The 19,431-nt window shown below is 35.3% G+C and carries 23 protein-coding genes and 1 riboswitch; of the genes, 16 read left to right on the plus strand and 7 right to left on the minus strand.

What is annotated here, in order from left to right:
- Positions 1 to 660, minus strand: a complete 660-nt coding sequence (phoU, locus tag ACFSCX_RS03125; RefSeq protein WP_377926647.1) for a phosphate signaling complex protein PhoU — start codon at positions 658 to 660, stop codon at positions 1 to 3.
- Between the two features lie 400 nt (positions 661 to 1,060).
- On the opposite strand from phoU, the gene ACFSCX_RS03130 reads away from it, so the two are divergent.
- The 3 genes from ACFSCX_RS03130 to queF all read left to right on the plus strand — a co-directional run bounded on the left by ACFSCX_RS03130 (position 1,061) and on the right by queF (position 4,413).
- Positions 1,061 to 2,269: an MFS transporter gene (locus ACFSCX_RS03130; RefSeq protein ID WP_377927061.1), complete on the plus strand. Its 1,209-nt coding sequence runs from the start codon at positions 1,061 to 1,063 to the stop codon at positions 2,267 to 2,269.
- 325 nt (positions 2,270 to 2,594) lie between these two features.
- Positions 2,595 to 3,248, plus strand: coding sequence for a sensor domain-containing protein (locus ACFSCX_RS03135; protein ID WP_377926648.1), 654 nt, complete (start codon positions 2,595 to 2,597; stop codon positions 3,246 to 3,248).
- A gap of 462 nt (positions 3,249 to 3,710) precedes the next feature.
- A riboswitch (PreQ1 riboswitch) is annotated at positions 3,711 to 3,754 on the plus strand.
- A gap of 161 nt (positions 3,755 to 3,915) precedes the next feature.
- A complete protein-coding gene (gene queF / locus ACFSCX_RS03140; protein ID WP_377926649.1) occupies positions 3,916 to 4,413 on the plus strand; it encodes a preQ(1) synthase in 498 nt (165 codons plus the stop codon).
- Between the two features lie 31 nt (positions 4,414 to 4,444).
- On the opposite strand, the gene ACFSCX_RS03145 is transcribed toward queF, so the two are convergent.
- On the minus strand, positions 4,445 to 4,633 hold the full coding sequence (locus ACFSCX_RS03145; protein WP_377926650.1) for a YkvS family protein: 189 nt from the start codon (positions 4,631 to 4,633) through the stop codon (positions 4,445 to 4,447).
- A gap of 186 nt (positions 4,634 to 4,819) precedes the next feature.
- On the opposite strand from ACFSCX_RS03145, the gene ACFSCX_RS03150 reads away from it, so the two are divergent.
- Positions 4,820 to 5,671 carry a patatin-like phospholipase family protein gene (locus ACFSCX_RS03150; protein ID WP_377926652.1) on the plus strand — a complete coding sequence of 284 codons (852 nt, stop codon included), beginning with the start codon at positions 4,820 to 4,822 and terminating at the stop codon, positions 5,669 to 5,671.
- A 387-nt stretch (positions 5,672 to 6,058) separates the two neighbouring features.
- Here ACFSCX_RS03150 and ACFSCX_RS03155 read toward each other — a convergent pair whose 3' ends face one another.
- The gene (locus ACFSCX_RS03155) at positions 6,059 to 6,256 is read right to left on the minus strand and encodes a small, acid-soluble spore protein, alpha/beta type (RefSeq protein ID WP_377926653.1); all 198 of its coding nucleotides are present in this window, start codon (positions 6,254 to 6,256) and stop codon (positions 6,059 to 6,061) included.
- 114 nt (positions 6,257 to 6,370) lie between these two features.
- Here ACFSCX_RS03155 and ACFSCX_RS03160 point away from each other — a divergent pair, with 114 nt between their 5' ends.
- The 5 genes from ACFSCX_RS03160 (at position 6,371) to ACFSCX_RS03180 (ending at position 9,733) form a co-directional block, all read left to right on the plus strand.
- Positions 6,371 to 6,565, plus strand: a complete 195-nt coding sequence (locus ACFSCX_RS03160; RefSeq protein WP_377926654.1) for a hypothetical protein — start codon at positions 6,371 to 6,373, stop codon at positions 6,563 to 6,565.
- A 185-nt stretch (positions 6,566 to 6,750) separates the two neighbouring features.
- Positions 6,751 to 7,140 (plus strand): GntR family transcriptional regulator, encoded by a 390-nt coding sequence (locus tag ACFSCX_RS03165; protein ID WP_377926655.1) that lies wholly within the window; start codon positions 6,751 to 6,753, stop codon positions 7,138 to 7,140.
- Positions 7,133 to 8,011, plus strand: coding sequence for an ABC transporter ATP-binding protein (locus tag ACFSCX_RS03170; RefSeq protein ID WP_377926656.1), 879 nt, complete (start codon positions 7,133 to 7,135; stop codon positions 8,009 to 8,011). Before ACFSCX_RS03165 ends, ACFSCX_RS03170 begins: the two co-directional genes overlap by 8 nt.
- Entirely contained in the window at positions 8,005 to 8,976 is a 972-nt protein-coding gene (locus tag ACFSCX_RS03175) for a hypothetical protein (RefSeq protein ID WP_377926657.1), read from the plus strand. Before ACFSCX_RS03170 ends, ACFSCX_RS03175 begins: the two co-directional genes overlap by 7 nt.
- 160 nt (positions 8,977 to 9,136) lie before the next feature.
- Complete coding sequence (locus ACFSCX_RS03180) at positions 9,137 to 9,733, plus strand: cell wall hydrolase (RefSeq protein ID WP_377926658.1); 597 nt, start codon at positions 9,137 to 9,139, stop codon at positions 9,731 to 9,733.
- 99 nt (positions 9,734 to 9,832) lie between these two features.
- Here ACFSCX_RS03180 and ACFSCX_RS03185 read toward each other — a convergent pair whose 3' ends face one another.
- Positions 9,833 to 11,125, minus strand: coding sequence for a histidine--tRNA ligase (locus ACFSCX_RS03185; protein WP_377926659.1), 1,293 nt, complete (start codon positions 11,123 to 11,125; stop codon positions 9,833 to 9,835).
- A 334-nt stretch (positions 11,126 to 11,459) separates the two neighbouring features.
- Between ACFSCX_RS03185 and ACFSCX_RS03190 the strand changes: the two genes are divergently transcribed.
- The gene (locus tag ACFSCX_RS03190) at positions 11,460 to 11,816 is read left to right on the plus strand and encodes a hypothetical protein (protein WP_377926660.1); all 357 of its coding nucleotides are present in this window, start codon (positions 11,460 to 11,462) and stop codon (positions 11,814 to 11,816) included.
- Between the two features lie 274 nt (positions 11,817 to 12,090).
- Positions 12,091 to 12,852 (plus strand): FixH family protein, encoded by a 762-nt coding sequence (locus ACFSCX_RS03195; protein ID WP_377926661.1) that lies wholly within the window; start codon positions 12,091 to 12,093, stop codon positions 12,850 to 12,852.
- An 84-nt stretch (positions 12,853 to 12,936) separates the two neighbouring features.
- Here ACFSCX_RS03195 and ACFSCX_RS03200 read toward each other — a convergent pair whose 3' ends face one another.
- Together ACFSCX_RS03200 and ACFSCX_RS03205 are read right to left on the minus strand one after the other, a co-directional pair.
- Positions 12,937 to 13,605: a GNAT family N-acetyltransferase gene (locus ACFSCX_RS03200; RefSeq protein ID WP_377927062.1), complete on the minus strand. Its 669-nt coding sequence runs from the start codon at positions 13,603 to 13,605 to the stop codon at positions 12,937 to 12,939.
- 87 nt (positions 13,606 to 13,692) lie between these two features.
- Positions 13,693 to 14,445 (minus strand): alpha/beta fold hydrolase, encoded by a 753-nt coding sequence (locus ACFSCX_RS03205; RefSeq protein WP_377926662.1) that lies wholly within the window; start codon positions 14,443 to 14,445, stop codon positions 13,693 to 13,695.
- A gap of 175 nt (positions 14,446 to 14,620) precedes the next feature.
- On the opposite strand from ACFSCX_RS03205, the gene ACFSCX_RS03210 reads away from it, so the two are divergent.
- Entirely contained in the window at positions 14,621 to 14,827 is a 207-nt protein-coding gene (locus tag ACFSCX_RS03210) for a DUF1657 domain-containing protein (RefSeq protein WP_377926663.1), read from the plus strand.
- A gap of 73 nt (positions 14,828 to 14,900) precedes the next feature.
- Here the strand turns inward: ACFSCX_RS03210 and ACFSCX_RS03215 are convergent, their stop codons facing one another.
- Entirely contained in the window at positions 14,901 to 15,080 is a 180-nt protein-coding gene (locus ACFSCX_RS03215; RefSeq protein WP_377926664.1) for a DUF5370 family protein, read from the minus strand.
- A gap of 139 nt (positions 15,081 to 15,219) precedes the next feature.
- Between ACFSCX_RS03215 and ACFSCX_RS03220 the strand changes: the two genes are divergently transcribed.
- The 4 genes from ACFSCX_RS03220 (at position 15,220) to ACFSCX_RS03235 (ending at position 19,415) form a co-directional block, all read left to right on the plus strand.
- Positions 15,220 to 15,447, plus strand: a complete 228-nt coding sequence (locus ACFSCX_RS03220) for a hypothetical protein (RefSeq protein WP_377926665.1) — start codon at positions 15,220 to 15,222, stop codon at positions 15,445 to 15,447.
- Between the two features lie 259 nt (positions 15,448 to 15,706).
- Positions 15,707 to 17,683 (plus strand): flagellar assembly protein A, encoded by a 1,977-nt coding sequence (locus ACFSCX_RS03225; protein ID WP_377926666.1) that lies wholly within the window; start codon positions 15,707 to 15,709, stop codon positions 17,681 to 17,683.
- 136 nt (positions 17,684 to 17,819) lie between these two features.
- The gene (locus tag ACFSCX_RS03230; RefSeq protein WP_377926667.1) at positions 17,820 to 18,797 is read left to right on the plus strand and encodes a TAXI family TRAP transporter solute-binding subunit; all 978 of its coding nucleotides are present in this window, start codon (positions 17,820 to 17,822) and stop codon (positions 18,795 to 18,797) included.
- Positions 18,798 to 18,902: 105 nt separating this feature from the next.
- The gene (locus tag ACFSCX_RS03235; RefSeq protein ID WP_377926668.1) at positions 18,903 to 19,415 is read left to right on the plus strand and encodes a DUF1850 domain-containing protein; all 513 of its coding nucleotides are present in this window, start codon (positions 18,903 to 18,905) and stop codon (positions 19,413 to 19,415) included.
- Positions 19,416 to 19,431: the final 16 nt, after the last annotated feature.

A 19,431-nucleotide genomic window follows, 5' to 3' on the forward strand; every position in this document is an offset into this window, starting at 1 on the left:
TTAAAAATTCAAATCAATTCTTTCTCCTCTTACTAAAAAAATAATATTCTCTGCAATGTTTGTTATATGATCACCAACTCTTTCAAGATACCTACAAATAAATGCAAGCTGCGTGAGTTGAGGAATTCCATCTGGTCTTGCTGTCATCTGAGTCAATAGCTTTTGGATAGTATCTCCGTACATTTGATCAATTTGATCATCCTCTTTAGCTATCAAATACGCTCTTTCAACATCTTCCTCATGAAAAGCTGTTAGGGAATCGGAAAGCATCTGTTGTATAACTCGTGCCATTTCTGGAATAGATTCTATCGAGGTGTAAAAAGGTTCATTGCCAATAAACTGTGTGGAGCGTGCAATATTGACTGCTAAATCACCAACACGTTCAATGTCCGATGAAATTTTAATGGCAACAATGATTCTTCTTAGGTCTGTGGCAACGGGTTGTTGAGTGACAATGTTTTTGATAGCCATTTCATTTATTTCACGCTCTAACATATTTATTTCATGGTCATCATCAATGATCTTTTGTGCTAGTTCTAAGTTCTGTGATTGTAAGGCTATAATAGATTGATCAATTGCATGCTTTGAACGATAAACCATTTCTAGTAGTTTTTCTTTTAATGCTAATAATTGTTCATCAAATTGTGTACGTATGCTCATCAGTTTCTCCTCCTACTTACAATCTTATGGGTGAAATTATATGAATATACCTTTAGAATGATAACTGAAAAATATAGTCCTTTACATTTACAAAATATAACAGAAATTTTCTGACTTTTGTATCAAATTCCTACGACAATTACCGGCGATTATTGTTGTAATTCGTCAAATTGAGCCGAAAAGGAAAAGATTGCTAGAAAATAACGTTATGATTATAATAGTAATATCATTTTAAAGGAGGAATTTACATGTCAGTACAAACACTTGGATTACAGGCAGCAGGAGATTTATTAACAGGGAGATTTGTTCGCTAGTGTAATCAAATCGCCCTAACATCATATCTCCTGCTTTTTTAAGCTGCAAATGAGACGAGCATAAAGTAGGAGGACATTTTATTGTGATGAAAAATACGTTAGGTTCGTATAATACTCGAATTCTTTTTTGGATCAACTTCTTTAGTACGATTAGTTTTATTAAACCGGTATTAACTCTTTTTTATTTTGAGCGAGGAATTAATGAGACTGAGTTAGTTTTAATCATCATGTTTTGGAGCGGAGCTGTTTTAATTGGTGAAGTTCCAACCGGGGTTTTTGCAGACCGTTTTGGAGCAAAGCTGTCATTTTTAACAGGGTCATTTATTAGAGTAATTAGTGTAGGCATATTGATTTTTGCACATGAGCCGTGGGTGTTTTTCCTAGCTAGTGCCTTGAGTGGTCTTTCAGTTACCTTTTTTTCTGGAGCAGACGAAGCGTTACTTTATGAATCGTTAAAGCAGTCAAATGATGAAGAAAAAATGGACAGTGTAATGGGGAAAATACAATCAGCGACCTTTTTGACAATGATTGTAACTGTATTAGTCGGATCGTATATTGCCAAAGACTTAGCAGAATCACAATTTTTCATGCTGTTAATCATGAGTATGGCTGCCCAATTTGTTGTGGTGTTTCTAACATTGTTTGTAAAAGAACCATCAAAAATGGAATATTCAAAGGAACATCCATTTTTGCATGTTGGAGAAGGTATTAAGGTTATTAAAAAGACACCACAGTTATTATGGATGTTTTTAAATGTCTCTATTGTGTTTATTCCTGCAGCAGCTATTTTTGATAATTTTGACCAACTTATATTAACAGAGGCTGGCATACCAGTCATACTTATTGGTGTAATTTATGCGATAGCAGCTGTCCTTGGATTCTTTGCTTCACGTTCGATAGGATGGATGACAAAGAGGTATTCAGCCGTCATGCTAATGCATGTAACAGGGGGATTTGCCGTTTTAAGCTTACTAGCCATCAGTCAGTTTGGTCATTCTCTATGGGTAGTGCTAGTAGCCTTTTTAATCTTACGTTTTGTTCGTGCAGTACGATACCCAATTTATTCAAAGCTTAGTAATGAGTTTATCCCTTCAAATGTAAGAGCAACGACCATCTCACTGTTGTCTGTGTTAGATTCTGTATTTGATCTAATCATTATGGGAACGGTTGCTAGTATAGCTGGATTTGGTTTACCAACTATATTAATCGTTTGTGGATTCATTGCTTTGGTAGGTACATTATTACCAATCAAAAGAGCAACCGAGGAAAAAATAGTTGAGAAATTAAGTGTTTAATGAAAATGAGCCTAGTACAATACTAGGCTTATTTCTTTTACTATACGTGTGTAATTTTGTTGGAGAGAGGGGCAAGACTTCTTCTGGAGCTTTAAAAATGGATTAGGTAAAAGTACCTTATGCGGGGTTCTCAGAAATACTGCCATGTTTTTTGATAACTACAGTGATTGCATAGCACGTGTAAGGTGCATGCCGAGAACAAAAGCAAAGTGTAACGAAATCACGATTATATTTAGATAATGACAAAAATATGACGATATGCACCTTACGAATATGACTATTAAACGCTATAGTATAATTAATAAAATTGATGGAGGTAGTTAGGGTGAATGCTCAAATCGAAACTTCCGATGGGTTAAGGGGAATAGCACCTAGTAGTCGTAATTTTGGAAGAAGTGTTATTTTTTTGTTATTTAATTTTCCTATAAGTGTTTTTTCTTTTGTAATAATGGTAACTGGTTTTTCATTAGGAGTAGGTCTTGCAATCACCCTTATCGGGCTGCCGATATTAGCAGGAACACTAGTTTTCGCTAAGAATTTGGTGAAGGGTGAAATGTCTATGGTTACTTGGTATTTTGGGATAGTGCAAGTAACCGAAAGAAAAAAGGAGGATTTCTCACAATCCTTCTTCACAAGCATAAAATCCACGTTACTTGATCCAACCAACTGGTTATATTTTGCATATTGCATATTTAGATTACCGATAGGAATTTTATCTCTTGTAATTGTCATTACGTTTCTAGTACTGCCACTAGCATTTCTATTAGTTCCTTTGTATTACTCATTCATTCCAGGAGGACTTATGGTTTCTTATGTTAATGGTTATATGATCATCGTGGACACCATGCCAGAAGCATTACTATTAACAGGCATAGGTGTTATCCTTTCTTTTATATCCTATGTGATTATTACATACACAAGTTATTTTATTGCTAGGTTTGCTTTGTTCATAGGTGGACCTATAAGGAAGCATATATGAATAAATTTAGAGGATGTTGAAGTAAGTAGCATTTTTAATAAATTTGAGATTTAAAGTATTGATTGTATCTTATTACAATATGCTTTAGTAATCTGGCTCCTGTGCCCAGCCAAGATGAAATGGCGACGATCTTTGCCATTTCATCCTACTCGAGGTCAAATAACCTGTCATGAATACAAGGGAAAGGTCGCCCTTTGCTTGTCTGGCCTACCCGGGGTGCTTGCGCCTTTTGTTCTCCAGCCTAACCGGCGAAAAGACCTCCACTTCAAACTATAGAAGATTCGAAGACGTTTAAGTGGGCGATAAACGCAAGCAAGACCCGATAATAGGAACACAGACTAAGATCGCCCCATTCAGAACAACTACTTTTCGGAACAACCTCACATGAAACATCTTCTTTCAAAATATTTCTTGTTGCTCTCACTAGAAAATATGCTATATTAGAGGACGTGAAATAAATAATTAGAAGAGGTTCGCGAACTCCCTCTATAAAAAACTAGATCAGACGATATCTTGACGGTATGGTTTGTTTAGTTCTGATTTTATAGATGTGGTTAGGAAGCTCAAATTCTATTCATAGAACAGGGGCTTCTTTTTATTTGATAAGGCTTGATGAACCAAAAATGGATGAATTCATTTATTTATTAGTAGAAGGTAGGTTTTATTCATGTCAGGAAGAAAAGATTCTGAATTAGAAGGTGTGACTTTATTAGGAAATCAGGGTACGAAGTATTTGTTTGAATATTCACCTGATGTATTAGAGACTTTTGAGAATAAGCATATTGAGCGTGATTACTTTGTAAAGTTCAACTGCCCTGAATTCACTAGTCTTTGTCCAAAAACAAATCAGCCCGACTTTGCAACCATTTATATTAGTTATATTCCAGACCGATTAATGGTAGAGAGTAAATCATTAAAGCTGTACTTATTTAGCTTCAGAAATCATGGGGATTTCCATGAGGATTGCATGAATATTATTATGAAGGATCTAATTAAATTAATGGATCCTCGTTATATTGAGGTTTGGGGAAAATTTACTCCAAGAGGTGGAATCTCAATTGATCCATATACAAACTATGGTAAGCCGGGGACAAAGTATGAAAAGATGGCGGAGTATCGATTAATGAACCATGACTTATACCCGGAGAAAATAGATAATCGATAAAAAAAATAGCAGGAGCTTTTCCTGCTATTTTTTAGTCATTTAGCGCACCAATTATTTTATAATTCTTATGGTTAACGACTGTGCGTCGCTCTAAGTCAAGATCTTGGAAGTTATCCATATACGTTAAATCTACAATTACGGAGTTTTCATTAACTTTTTCTACTATTCCTTGGAGTCCATTTTTAAATTCAATTATATCGCCTAATGCGGCTGTTTTCATGACAAAATCTCTCCTTCCCAATACCTTACAACTACAAGTTTGCATGAAATCTGTCGAAACGTAAAGTCATTTCCTTTATTTTAAGAAAAATTTCATATTTGTCAATAAAATGTTACAAACCTATTCTACAAAAATTATGGTAAAATGACAGGGTGCTCGAAACATGTTTGGAAGGAGACTTGAAGTATGGTTCATGCAGGATTAGTACTAGAAGGTGGCGGAATGAGAGGCGTATATACTTCAGGCGTACTCGAATATTTTATGGAACAAGATTTATACTTTCCATATATTATTGGCGTATCAGCAGGTGCCTGCAGTGCAGCATCGTATCTTTCTAGGCAAAAAGGAAGAAATAAAAGAGTAAATACAGATCATCTAGATAACCCAGATTATTTATCTTATAGAAACTACTTGAAAAAACGACAACTTTTTGGAATGGATTTTATTTTTGATGAAGTACCTAATAAGCTTGACCCATTTGATTACGATACTTTCAATAAGGCAAATGAAACCTTTATCGTTGGAACAACTGATTGCCATAGTGGAGAGACCATCTATTATAACAATCGAGAACATGGTAAGGATATGCTGCAAATTTTAAGAGCGTCAAGTTCATTACCATTTGTAGCTCCAATCGTGAAATACGATCAACGTCACTTGCTTGATGGTGGAATTTCAGATCCGATACCGATAAGGCAAGCTGAACATGACGGTTTAACAAAAAATGTAGTGATTCTAACGAGAAATAGAGGGTATTACAAAAAGCCTTCAAGAAACTCATGGCTTACAAGAAAGGCTTATCGCAATTACCCAGGTTTATTAGAAAAATTAGACATTCGTGCTGAAAGCTATAATAAAACATTAGAGTACATTTTTAGTGAAGAGAAGAATGGAAATGTTTTTATTCTACAGCCTACTAAACCATTAAAGGTAGGTAGAGTGGAACGTAATAAAACTAAGTTAATTGAGCTTTATGAAGAAGGCTATGAGGATGCAAAAGCAAATTATTCTAAGCTAATGACTTGGTTACAATCGTAACTTCTTTCGTATAAAAAAGAAGCAGCAAAGCTGCTTCAATCGTATGTGCTTGGGCAATCGTACTTGCTTCATTGTTGGATGGATTTTTCGTTACTGCTTTAAATAAATGTTGTATGCTTAATTATCATATTGTATACAATAACTTTTGTGTGTTGTGTGTTTGGTTCTTTTTCATGGTGTATGGGATTCATGGTGATGACGTAAATCATTCTAGTTGTATGATCATGTTGTCATTTACGCATATCTGTTGTGTGTAATTTAACATTCATGGTAATAATCATGGTGTATGTTCGCAATAGTTCACGGTGAAAATTCTTGTTGGATCTTCATGCAGCCATCTCACCGTGTAAGCACTGTTTTTAGAGTGGATGTTGTGAAGAAAACTAATTATCTATGTCCTCCAAGTTGTTGCTCAGCCATTTGAACAAGACGTTTTGTAATTTCTCCACCTACAGACCCATTTGAACGAGAAGATGTATCCGCTCCAAGGTTTACACCAAACTCTTGGGCAATTTCCATTTTCATTTGATCAAGTGCGCCTTGTACACCAGGTACAAGCAATTGATTTGAGTTGTTAGTTGCCATGTTGGTTTACCCCCTTTCTTATCGTTGCTTCATGTATATGTTTTGTACAACTTAAATTTTTTATTCATGATTATTTATATAAAGGTATAAATAAATGGAGAGGACTTTAGGAATATGGATGAAAATCAAGTAAATGAGATTCTTACAAAGTTACGAAACCGAGAAATTGAAGAATACTTAGTTGAAAAACAAGATTTTTTAACTTTTCGAGCTCTGCTGGTAAAACAAGAGGATTTTAAACACTTCCGTGGAATTGCTATGCAAGGTGGAAATGTCATTTATACATATATGAATGAACCAAGAAGTTAAGTGATTGTACTGCTTCCTTTAAGGGAGGCTTTTTTTATGCAAAAAAAGTATGTGATTTGTATAACAATTGTACATTATTCAATCATATAGACGTCTTGACATAAGACTCAAGATTACATCATGTAATAAGTGTACTATATGATATAATACACATGATACATTATTATAAGTAAAGGAGGAGTCCAATGATACATATTGACCCACGTAGTTCGACTCCGATATATGAGCAAATTATTAAACAATTCAAAGAGCTATGCGTAAAAGGAATCATTAAACCAGGAGAAAAAGTTCCATCTGTTAGGGAGTTGTCAACGATGATTGTCGCTAACCCAAATACAGTGAGTAAAGCATATAAAGAATTAGAACGTGTTGGAATTCTTGAAACGTTAAGAGGGAAAGGCACGTTTGTGTCAGAAGTATTCCAAATGACAATGGACGAGGAGAAAGCAATAATGATAAAAGAACAACTCAAAGAAATTGTGATTGATGCACTTTATACTGGAATCAATATAGAGGATATTCAAATTTGGTTAAGTGAAATTCAACAAGAAATGAGGGGGGGAATGGATGCTTAGTTTGGTGGATATTACGAAATATTTAGATGATGAGGTCGTTCTATCTGATATTAATCTTCAATTCAATAAAGGAGAAATATTTGGATTGCTAGGTTGTAATGGTTCAGGAAAAACAACATTACTGCGATTAATCATGCAATTGCTGATACCTGAAAAAGGTGATATTTTATATAATCAAGAATCCATTATTAAATGTCCAACCCTCAAGCAAAAAATTCAGTTTATGCCTGTTAGAAATTCCTTCTTTGAGAAATACAATTATAATGAATTAACGCAAATTTTGAAAAGTATTTATCCACAATTTGATATTTCCTATGCAAATGAATTAATGAACCGGTATAGCTTACCTGAAAATAAAAAATATCGTGAACTATCAACTGGTCAAAAGAAACAACTATCATTAATCGTAGCTTTTGCATCAAGACCAGAGGTACTCTTGCTCGATGAACCAACTGATGGAATTGATGCGGTCACTAGACACGACCTACTTCAACTACTGATCGATGAAGTAGCAGATAGAGAAATAACTGTCATTATTACATCGCACAGATTGGAAGATATTGAACGAATTTGCAACCGTATCGGATTTTTAGAGAATAACCAATTATCAGAGGTTTTTGACTTGGATGAGCTAAAGGAACAATATGTTAAGATCCAGGCTGTGTTCGATGATGACATCTCACTTAAAATAAGAGAAAAGAAAATTCCCATTCTCGACCATGCAGGAATTTTTTACACCCTTCTTCTTCCAAAATCCGATATTGAAGGAAGAAGTTGGCTTAAATCACTGCAACCAAAGGTATGGAATGAACTTTCTGTCAATCTTGAAGAAGTGTTTATAGCAAAGTTTGGAGGTAAAAGAAGATGGTAAAGAAGGGACTATTAGAAATTGAATGGAGGCAGCAAAAATGGCTTATAATTCTTGGATTTCTATACATTAGTTTTTTTCTTCCAGTCGAAACTTACCTATCATATCAAGGCTGGAAGTCATTTCAGTATTCGATTGATCAGTTTACTTTTTACATTGATGGGAGAGTAGGAAGCCATATCTTTCTTTCGTCCCTTTATGCATTTTTACTTGCTATTACTCAAATAGGAGTTGAAAGAGGGAAAGGGTTGTTTGACTTTCAACTTGCTCTACCTTACTCGCGCGGAGCAGTTTACGTAACAAAACTATCCGTAGGGCTACTATTACTAATCTCTAGTGTTCTTGTGTCTTTAGGATTGACCTTTACGTTACTAAAAGTTATGGATGCAGAGTATTATTATTTTAGTGATTTTTACAGTCATTTGTTTGTCACTTTGATTCTTGTGTATTCCTTGACGCTAGCAGCAGGTGGGGTAACAGGAAATGTATTTGCCCAAGGTTTAACAGCATTTAGTGTTTCTGTACTTCCTATAATAACAATGAACTCGATCGGTATGAATGTTGCCATTTGGATTGAAGAGTTTATGGTCCGTTCTTATATTCCAACGAAGATTGTCATTGATAGTATATTAGAGCTTTCCCCAATATATTATTTATTTTACGGTAACACCTTAACCAAAACGGGAGTCATTGTACCTTTAATACTATCAATTGTCTTTTCGATTGTAGGTTATCTTACTTTTTCTAGGCAACCATATGAAAGAAATGGGAGCTTTTTTCTTTGGAAATCATTAAATCGTCCAGTTCAACTAGTTGTCATATTTATTGGGATGTTAGGGTTTAGTGGATTCGGTTATCATACATCTGGTAGTCAATTTGCAGGATACATTGTTGGAGCAATTGCTGGAGCTGTAATTGGATTTATTCTATCTTATTTCACCATTTATCGAAGAAGTAGGAAAGGTTAATATACAAAATTCATGAAGGGAAATATTGGATGTGTCTATGGAAGTCTCTATTGCTTAAGGAGTTTTTCTAGAAAAAAGCAAATGGTAAAAACTTGGTGTTTAATTCCTTCTAGTAAGCTGATAGTTTAGTAGGTGAGCAAAAACTAGGAGGTTTGATAACATGAAATGGTTTAAAAAACTAGCAATTGCTACAACTCTAGCTGCTTCAATCTTTACCTTTCAGGCAAATGCAGCAGATGCTCATTCGACTTCACATCAAGTAAAATACGGAGATACTTTTTGGAAACTGAGTGCACAGTATGGTGTCTCAATCGCCTCTATCCAAAAAATCAATGGATATAAATATAGCTTATTTGCAGGTGAAACAATTGATATTCCACATATTCTAACAAGCTATGAAAAAGACCTATTAGCTAGGTTAGTTCACGCAGAAGCGAAAGGTGAGCCATTCGCTGGCAAGGTCGCGGTTGCAACAGTTGTTCTAAACCGTGTAGATAGCAAATTATTTCCTAATTCAATTCATGAAGTTATTACCGAAAGGTCAGCTGGTGGGTATTATGCTTTTACACCAGCAGCTAACGGTACCCTAAAGCTTCCTGCAGATAATGATGCAAGACGTGCAGTTGAAGAAGCCTTAAAATTCCGTGGTCAAGGAAGTGGCTCTATATACTTCTACAATCCTCGTACAGCTCAAAGTGAGTGGATAAAATCACGCCCTGTTACTGTTGTTATTGGCAATCACACGTTTGCAAGATAGTAAAAAGGAATGGGTCTATCCCGTTCCTTTTTACTATACCCATTACCCATAATAACTTGTCTATAAAATGAAGTAATTTAATCGGCTTTATAATTTGTCCTAATTTGAAAAATTATACGTTATTAGATTAGGTATGGATACTAATTGCTCGGAACTTGTTTTCATGTTTTTAACAACAGCTACTTGGTTTTGTATTTCATTTTCCCCAATGATTAGAACAAAAGGGATATTTTCCTTATCAGCATAATGTAAAGACCGTTTCAGTTTCCGATTAATCTGTTCAATCTCAACTCTATATCCATTATTACGAAGAGCTTTTCCAAGTGTAAGACATGTGTCAAGTGTACCTAGTGGAATGATGAGAATATCTAGGAGATTCTCAGGTGCTTGTTGCTTTTGCAATAGTGCATTGAAAACGACATCCAGTCCTATAGAAATCCCAACAGCGGGGTACTCGTTACCATCCTCTAAAAATGATCCAATAATATAGTTATACCGTCCACCGCTACCAATGCTTGAAGTAATGGATCCATCTTTTAGAAATATTTCATAAATAGTACCTGTGTAGATCGATAAGCCTCTTGCGAGAAATGGATTAAATTCGCTTTGATTGATTACATCCAAAGCTTGTAGATAAGTTTCTAATTCCAGAAGCTCTCGTATACCTTCTTGAAGTGTTGGGTTTGAAAAATTTGACTGAAAATAAGAGATTGTTTTTGGCTCATTTGACATAAATAATTGCTTGATAGTAGCTATTGTATCTACACGAATGCCGATGTCGGTAAGCTCTTTAACGATACCATTGACTCCGATTTTTTCAACTTTATCTAAAATCAGGATTGTCTCTTCTAGTTGATTTTGGGAGACTTCAAACTCCTCTAAGAGTCCAACTAAAAGTTTGCGATTATTAAATTGGACCGTTACCTCCAGGCCAAGTTTTTCAAATATCTCTACTGCCATTGACATAAGCTCCGCTTCAGCTGAGACTGATTGAATTCCTACAACATCGACATCACACTGTGTAAATTCGCGATATCTACCTGTTTTAATAGGACCATTTCGAAAGACTTTTCCAATTTCATAACGCTTGAATGGTAATTTTAATGTAGGGTTCATACCTATCACTTTTGCAAATGGGATTGTGAGGTCATATCTTAGTGCTAAATCTCTGTCACCTTGATCAGTTAGCCGATAAACCTCCTTTAGGATTTCTGCTCCCCCTCCATATTTGTACGCCATCAAATCATACATATTTAGAATGGGTGTTTCTAGTGATTTACAGCCGTAACACTCAAAGGTTTCCTCGCAAACTTGTCGTACTTTATTCCGAATTATTTGTTCCGAGGGTAAGTAATCTCTTGTTCCTTTTACATTTTGTAATCGAAGTACCATGATCCAATCTCCTTACCTAAAAAATTTTGAGAATAAAAAAAGCACCAAGTAGTGAAAAAATCCCTACTAGGTGCTTAAAAAGCAAATAAACCAGTAGGGTACAGGAATAGCCCTGTACCCTACTGGTACAAGGCTTTAAATATGATGATGTAATTGATGGTTAAATGCGATAACAATTTTCATAATGTATCTCCCTTTCCTTGAAAATGACTTTACCATAATGTGTTAAAAAAGAAAAGGCTGTTTAAATATATGAGGGCTACACGTTTATTACACTGTACGTGAATAAACTTCATAAGCATGTAAGACTTTATTAAAAAGGAGGTGTATAAACATGACTAGTTTATTTATGAAAATAATTATTTGTCCACTTGTTGTAGCGTTATCGGCATATATACTGCCAAATGTTAATTACACAGCTTGGATTCAGCCTATTATAATTGGACTATCTTTAGCTGTAGTAGGTACATTAATGGAGTATATTTTTTTAAAGCGAGGCACTTTGTGGACGAGTACCTTTTTAGATTTTATAGCAGCAACCTTAATTGTTTATGGAGTCTCGTATATGATGGAGGGGACGGCAGTAACCTTTTTCGGTGCATTAATTGTGGCTGTATTTTTAGCAGTGATCGAACATTTCACACATTTATATTTAATTAGGACAAACAAAACAGTAAAATCACATGCATAATGAGAATTAATGTAAAAGAATGGGAGAGCACTTGAAAGTTAACTGTTCGTTGTCGTTGTAACCGGAGGAGGAAGCGGTACTGGTATAATTTTGTAAATAGGACTAATCATGACCAATGATGGAGGAATGGCGAAGAAAATGATCTACTTAGTGTGGATTTTCTCCATCCTTGGTTATGGATAGGATTGAGCTTGTCATGAAATGTTCAAGATATGATTGTATATTTTAATGAAATTTCGATTATAATTATCCTTGTTAAAAGGATGGTGTGAAAATGAATAAAAAATATTGGTTATTACTACTCATAGTCGTGATAGTTGGCTGTAATGCAGATAATAATGATGACGCTAGTAGTCAAGAGAGTTTAGATATGCCAGCTATTCTTGAGGTTGAAATAAAGATATCACCTGAGGATCCAGTACCTGGAGAAAATGTACGCGTTCAAGCTGTTGTTTCTCAAGGTGGAGAACCAGTTGAAGATGCAAGTGAAGTGAAATTCGAAGTGTGGGAAATGAGTGAAACAGAGCATGAGATGATAAAAGTCGTGCATATAATAAATGGCATATATGAAATGAATAAAATATTTAAAGAAGACGGAACGTACAACATTGTTGCCCATGTGACCGCAAGGGATCAGCATAATATGCCAAAAAAGGAGATTCTAGTGGGTAGCCCGGAAGAGCAGTCTGAAGATCCGAAAACAGATCCCACACATTCCCATGATGAACATGCTCATCATCATGCAGACGGAAACATTGTCCTTGAATTCAGTTACGAACAGGTAGATAATAGCCAAGAAGCTACATTAACAGCGGTAGCTTTACTTGAAAATGAGCCACTAGAACAAGCTAAAGTAAAGTTTGAAATCTTTAAGAAAGATGATACAAAGCATGTGTTTATCGATGCAATAGAACGAGCTAGAGGTACATACGAAGCAAAATATGGTTTTCCTAGTAAGGGTGAGTTTATAGTCATCCTACATTTACAAAATGAAACCATTCATGAACATACAGAACATCTCATGCACATAAAATAAGCTTTGACCACATACCCACATAAGCAAAACGACTAATCAAAGGATGTCAGTATTTTAAAGGAAGCTCATTCGGGCTTCCTTTTTTCATATGAGGTGAAAGGGATTTTTCCATTCCATTAATAAACCATAATGGCATGATTCCTCATCTTCTAAATAATTTGGAGCCACTGCAACTGGTGTTCTGCCACATCGGATTAAGAAAGTGATGACTGGATCATAAACTTCTCCTGTAAACACACGTTTTACATACTCTTCAATGGTAAGTGAGGACGCATGTTTATGATAGCCAGGTAGGCGACCACCACCAACTAGGCGATCTAGTTGGTGGTGGATAACGACATCATACATGGATTGCATTAGTAACTTTCCGAGTCCTAGTTTACGATAAGAAGGAGAGATACAGATATCTACAACATACAAAGAGTTTCCATTGGGGTCATGATTATTAATGTAACCTGAGTTAGTGACTTCTTCCCAAGTATGTATAGGATTTTCTGGATCAAAGTTAACAAGCATTCCAGTCATAGACCCACATACTACTCCGTCAACCTCGATACAAAGTGCACCTGCTTGAAATAATTGAACATGATTAGAAAGCTGCTCTGTATTCCATAACAATTCTTCAGGGAATGGTAGGGGAAAGCTTTCTCTTTGGATTTTTATTAGATCTTGAAAATCTTCTGAATTGTAATTTCTTATCGTTGCCTTAATGGGTTTATTATCCTCAAAAACATATAATTGTTTCGTATATATACTCATTTTTCATGCACCCCTTTAGCATTGTACGTTATTTCTATTATACAAAAAAAAAATAATAGAAAAAGAAAACTCATAAAGGAGCTACACTTTATCCATAAATGAATGAATAATTGCATTCAATTCAGCTGCATGTTTTGTAGGTATTTGATGGCGTGACTTTGAGACATAAACAACTTCAGTATTTTTAATTCTTTCCTTAAATAAATATTGATAATGATGAACATAGTAATCCTTTGCTCCATAGATGAGTAATAATGGTGATTTTATTTGATAAAGCCTGTTTGTACAGGTATATTTTAGGCCTTCAACATACATATCATAAAGGGAACCTGGATGGCTTTTTAGTACGTATTGCTCAATTTCCTTTTTATAGTCAGGAGTAGTACCATGGGCAAATCCTAGTACTTTAGCTAATAACGGAAGTCCCCCTAACTTAACGGTTAAGATGCCTAATTGAAATTCTTGCTGGAGCAAGAATGAATTCACTTCAGGAAATCCGCCAATTAAGATAATCCCTGCTGTACGCTCAGGATATTGCAAGGCAAACTCTAATGCAATTGAACCACCGTTTGAATAACCACAAATAACAACTTCCTCTAACTTTAATTCATTCAAAACCGGAATGACACTATTCGCTAAAAGTGGAATCGTAATTTTATTGAAAGGGGGGATACTGTTTCCATTACCAGGAAGATCCATTCGGATCACTTGATATTTGTTACTCAAAGGTAGCTGTAAGTTAAAGGTCACAAGTCCCATACCAGGAGGATGGATAAAAAGAATGGGCTTTCCTGCACCATGCCGATCATAGTAAATAGAATTTACGGAAGGCATATATATCACTCCTTTCAAAGATCACTTATTTAACAGTAGTATTCGAAGATGACGAAAAAATTATTTTCACTACAATCTCATGGCAAAAACTTTCATTTGTAAATTAAGTGGTTATAGACAAACTAGAAATGCTTCTCTATTTGAGTAAGACTTTCGATTTCAAGGAGGAATTATTTTGACTGTTGCTACGCAAGTTAAACAAACGTTAGCGGGACTAAAAAGTGCCCAAGCGAGTTTTGAAACATTTGCTCTTCAAACAGAGAATGAGCAAGCAAAGCAATTTTATCAAAATGCATCACAACAAACTCAACAGCTTGTTGATTCGCTAAACTCTAGGGTTCAACAGATCCAAGATGAAGAGCCGCAATACGGTCAGCAGTAATAAAAAAGGGGCATTTGTTAAGAATGCCCCTTAAGTAATTTTGGAACACCATACAAATCCCCTCAAAGCATCTTTAGTTGAAGTAATTTTCTATAAGCTGTTCAACTTTACTTGGATCTGGTTGATTTCCTTTAAATTCGAATGTGATTTCTTCGATAAATTCTCCATCTTTATATACGTGTATGGCCCCCTTTTGAAGCATGACACTATACTCTGTTTCAAATATATATCCATTTTTTTCAGTAGCGCCCATGTTATATACACCCCTTTTTTACTAGGGTGTGTAAAAGGGATAAAAACTAATCCTACCGTTCTCAATCCATTCACATAGTTCCATCTGATTTGGCAAAAGTTAAAAGAGTCAAGTAATCAGTTTATGAAGGAGTGTTTAGATGCCTAGATCACCTGAATCGAGAGAAAACAAACATGCTCACCAGTTTCATCCAGATGGAAAACAGGAAAGTATTATTAATGATTCTACTGCTTCACAAGGGAAGCAAATGGGTATTACGATTGATATGGATCCAAATAATCCATACCAATTTAAGAACTCGTTTAAGTATACTCCGAATGAGGATTCAGAATTAAAAAGGTTTCAAGAAATTTTTGAGGAAGAGTAAAACCTTTTATCAAGGATGTTAATTGATAGTAGTGATTCTGGTAAAAGGCGGGAATATGGTTGAAATAGTGATGGGGTTAATCCTATCGCTATTTTTTTAGTTATATGAAAAATTCTAGCTCTCAAGTTATAAATAAAATAATATAGACAATTTAGGATTCTTTTTGTATTGTGGTGGTAAATACAATAATTAGAGAATATATACATTTATAACAAAAATTAGAGATACATACCATAACTACAAAGGAGGTGTTTTTTTTATGAAGTCTGTTATTGGCTTAGGAAAAACCTATGAAGCAGCAATTGAGCAAGCTTTGCTTGAATTAAAGGCGACGATTGACCAGGTAGTAGTTGAAGTCCTAGAGGAAGGTAAAAAAGGCATACTTGGAATCGGATATTCTCCTTATAAAGTGAAAGTAATGTTCAATGAGATTTCAACACAAGATGAAGATAATGAAACACTACCCCCGGCAAGTAAAATAGGCTCAATAGGTATTGAAAATGGACAACTTATTAAAAGTGGAGATTTTACTATGCAGGCACCTACACTTGTTCCATGTAAGTATGCCCATGTTTTTGTTAACGGTGAAGAAATTGATGGACCTGTAAAAATTTCCGAATCAGATGAAATAATGATTGAAATTGAACAGGTTAACGAACAGCCAGAATGGTCAATACGATTAAATGAAAGTTTAACAGAAGCCAGTTTGAACTATGATCCTGGTCACCAGGTGGTGAGAAAACTTATTGATCAGTCACCGCTCTCAAGACTAACTTTACGCATTGAAGAAAAGGTTGTGGAAGAGTGTTCTGTGACCGTTCAGGATGTCATTAAGAAATCAAGAGAACTCGGGATTACGGCAGAATTAAATAATGAACTCATCGAACAAGTATTAAAAGAGAAACGATCACAAGAGATCATCATAGCTAAAGGTAAAAAGCCAATACCAGGAAAAGATGGCAGAGTTGATTTATATATAAACCTTGAAGACACATTTGTACCACCACTAGAGCTACCGGATGGAACTTTAGACTTTCGTGAAACGAGAAAAATACCTCATGTTCAAGAAGGTGATCTAATCGGACAAATTCTTCCTCCAACGAATGGAGAGGAAGGTATATCTGTAACGGGTGATATATTATCACCAGTAAATGGTGTGGAGCTTAAGGTGAGTGTATCTGACAAAATCCAAATCGATTCAAATGGCGAAATAATAGCACTTCAAGAAGGTCGACCAAAGCTAGAGTTAACAAAGAATTACGCAAAGCTTGACATTGTTAAAAAGTTAGTTCATGAAGGGGATTTAACATTTGCAAATGGAAATATAAGATTCAATGGGGATGTGGATGTAACAGGAAATGTTGAGGATGGTATGGAGATAGAAGCGAAGGGCGAAATCTCCATTATAGGGACAGTTAGCAACGGGAAGTTGTTTGCTCCTCATACAATCTCTATAGGCAAAAGCCTTATATCCTCATATGCCTATGCAGGGAAGAGTGATGTAATTGTGACAAAGCTTTGCCCTTTATTATTGAAAATAGAAACGTATATTGGCTATTTATTAAACGGTATTCAACAGCTGATGGCATCACAACAACACTCCAATAGTTCACTAAATTCTATAAATATAAGAGGGTACGTTCGTATTCTCTTAGAAAAGAAATTGATGGAGCTTATTCCAATTGCGAAAACATATGAGACAACCATTCAAAACGACAATGTTACACAATCAGACCTTATTTTTATCAATGATATGCTATTTAGTTTATTAAACTTCCACTCTTCAAGTATGTATTCCCTAGAAGAACTTCTTCAACTGAAAGAACATTTAAGAGGAGTTATAGAAATAAATTCAAAGGAAGTAGACCCTTCAGTACAAATTGCTTGTGGTTATTCGATCCATAGCCAGTTATACAGTGATGGCGATATACACGTACTTGGAAAAGGTTGCTATAACTCTATACTCCAGGCGAAAGGTTCCATACTTGTTTCAGGACTAGTAAGAGGAGGATCTGTACGAGCAGGAAAACATATTAAAATAAGAAGTGTTGGATCATCGACAGGTGTCAAAACATCGTTAATGGTTGAAAGTTATGGAGTTATGGAACTCGGTGAAGTTCATGAGGATGTGACAATACAGATTGGTAAACAAATTTTTACATTCTATGAGTATAAAAAAAATATATATGCACACATTGATTATGATGGACAAATTTCACTAGAAAAGAACGCTTAGCAGCTTGTTATTTTTTGAACGAACCTTAATAAACTTATCAAGAATGAACGATTGGATGGTGTCGATTTGACATTCTTGGAAAGGCTTTAGTAAAATAGCTATGTACGGAATTTTCTTACAAAAGGGGGAGTTTTGCTTGAAGAAGAAAAGTCTATTTTTTTCTATCGTACTAGTGTTAGGATTATCTATGATTCTAGCAGCGTGTGGCGGTGGCGGGAACCAAGGTAGCGGGAACCAAGATAGCGGGAAACAATTTGTGAGTATCGTGACAGGTGGAACGGGAGGTACATACTATCCACTTGGAGGAGCGATGGCTGATATTATTACAGATAATACTGGAATTGAAGCAACAGCTCAATCTTCTGGAGCATCAGCAGAAAATATGCAAACATTAGCTGATGGTGAAGCAGATATTGCGTTTGTACAAACGGATATCGCTAGCTATGCAACAGAAGGTAAATTAATGTTTGAAGAAAATGCAATAGATAATGTCCAAGCAATTGGAACATTATACCCTGAAACAATTCAGATTGTAACACTAGCGGATAGTGGTATTAACTCTGTTGAGGATTTAAGAGGGAAAACGGTTTCTGTTGGAGCGCCAGGTAGTGGTACCTTTGCGAATGCAGAACAAATTTTAGAAATCCATGGAATGACTATGGATGATATTAAAGCTCAACACCTTGCATTTGATGAGTCAACAGAAGGAATTCAAGATGGAAACATTGAAGCGGCATTTATTACTTCTGGTACGCCAACTGGTTCCGTTGAAGCATTATCTGCAGTAAAAGGTGTAAAGCTTCTTCCACTTGCAGAAGATAAAATTGATGCACTCATTGCGAAATATCCTTATTATGCAAAAGATGTAGTTGCAGCTGGAACTTACGGACTTGAAGTAGAAGTAACAACAGTTGCCGTTCTGGCAATGTTAGTAGTGTCTTCTGATTTAGCAGATGATGATGTATATGATATAACAAAAGCTATCTTTGAAAATACAGATAAAATTACACACGCCAAAGGAAAGCTCATCACTGCAGAGTCAGCACTTGATGGAGTTGGGATCGAGTTACACCCTGGTGCTGCGAAATACTTCGAAGAAAAAGGCTTAAAATAAGCTTCATAAGGAAGAAGGTAAAAAGATAGGCTGAAAAACTTTTCAGTCTATCTTTTTTCTAAGCTTTAACAATCACAACTCTAAGCTTAATGAATGGTGTCAATGATGAAAAAAAGTTATGTTTATTACTTTGTTGTAATCCTATTTTGTGTTGCGATCTTATTTATACCTTATAAGAATGCACTTGTAATCGAAAGAGAAAATTCTGGAGCCATATCTGCCTATTTTGATTTGAATCATGGAGATAGATTTGAGATACAGTATACTCATTCCATTCATCTTTCGGACGTTAGAGAATACTATCAAATAACGAGACAAGGGCAAATCATGCAGACAAAGCTTATTTATGAAGATTATGCGATTGGAATGCCCTCAGATGCATTAACGGGTGAGACTTTTCATATTGAAAATGGAAAGATAGTTATATCAAACATGAAAAGGAATTATCCAGCAATTGACCTCCGAACGGGCCAAGTTGTTGCAAATCATCAAATAATTGTTCATGATAAAATCACTTCGTTTTCTGATTTTATTAAACCTGGTTCTTGGGTTAAAATAAAGTTTAGAAAAATAAGTGTAATTGAAATGGTGAAAGGAGTGAATATGAGTGGAAAGTAAGAATTCACAAGTGGAA

This window comes from Bacillus salitolerans, from assembly GCF_042680805.1.
Lineage (GTDB): Bacteria > Bacillota > Bacilli > Bacillales > SA4 > Bacillus_CJ > Bacillus_CJ salitolerans.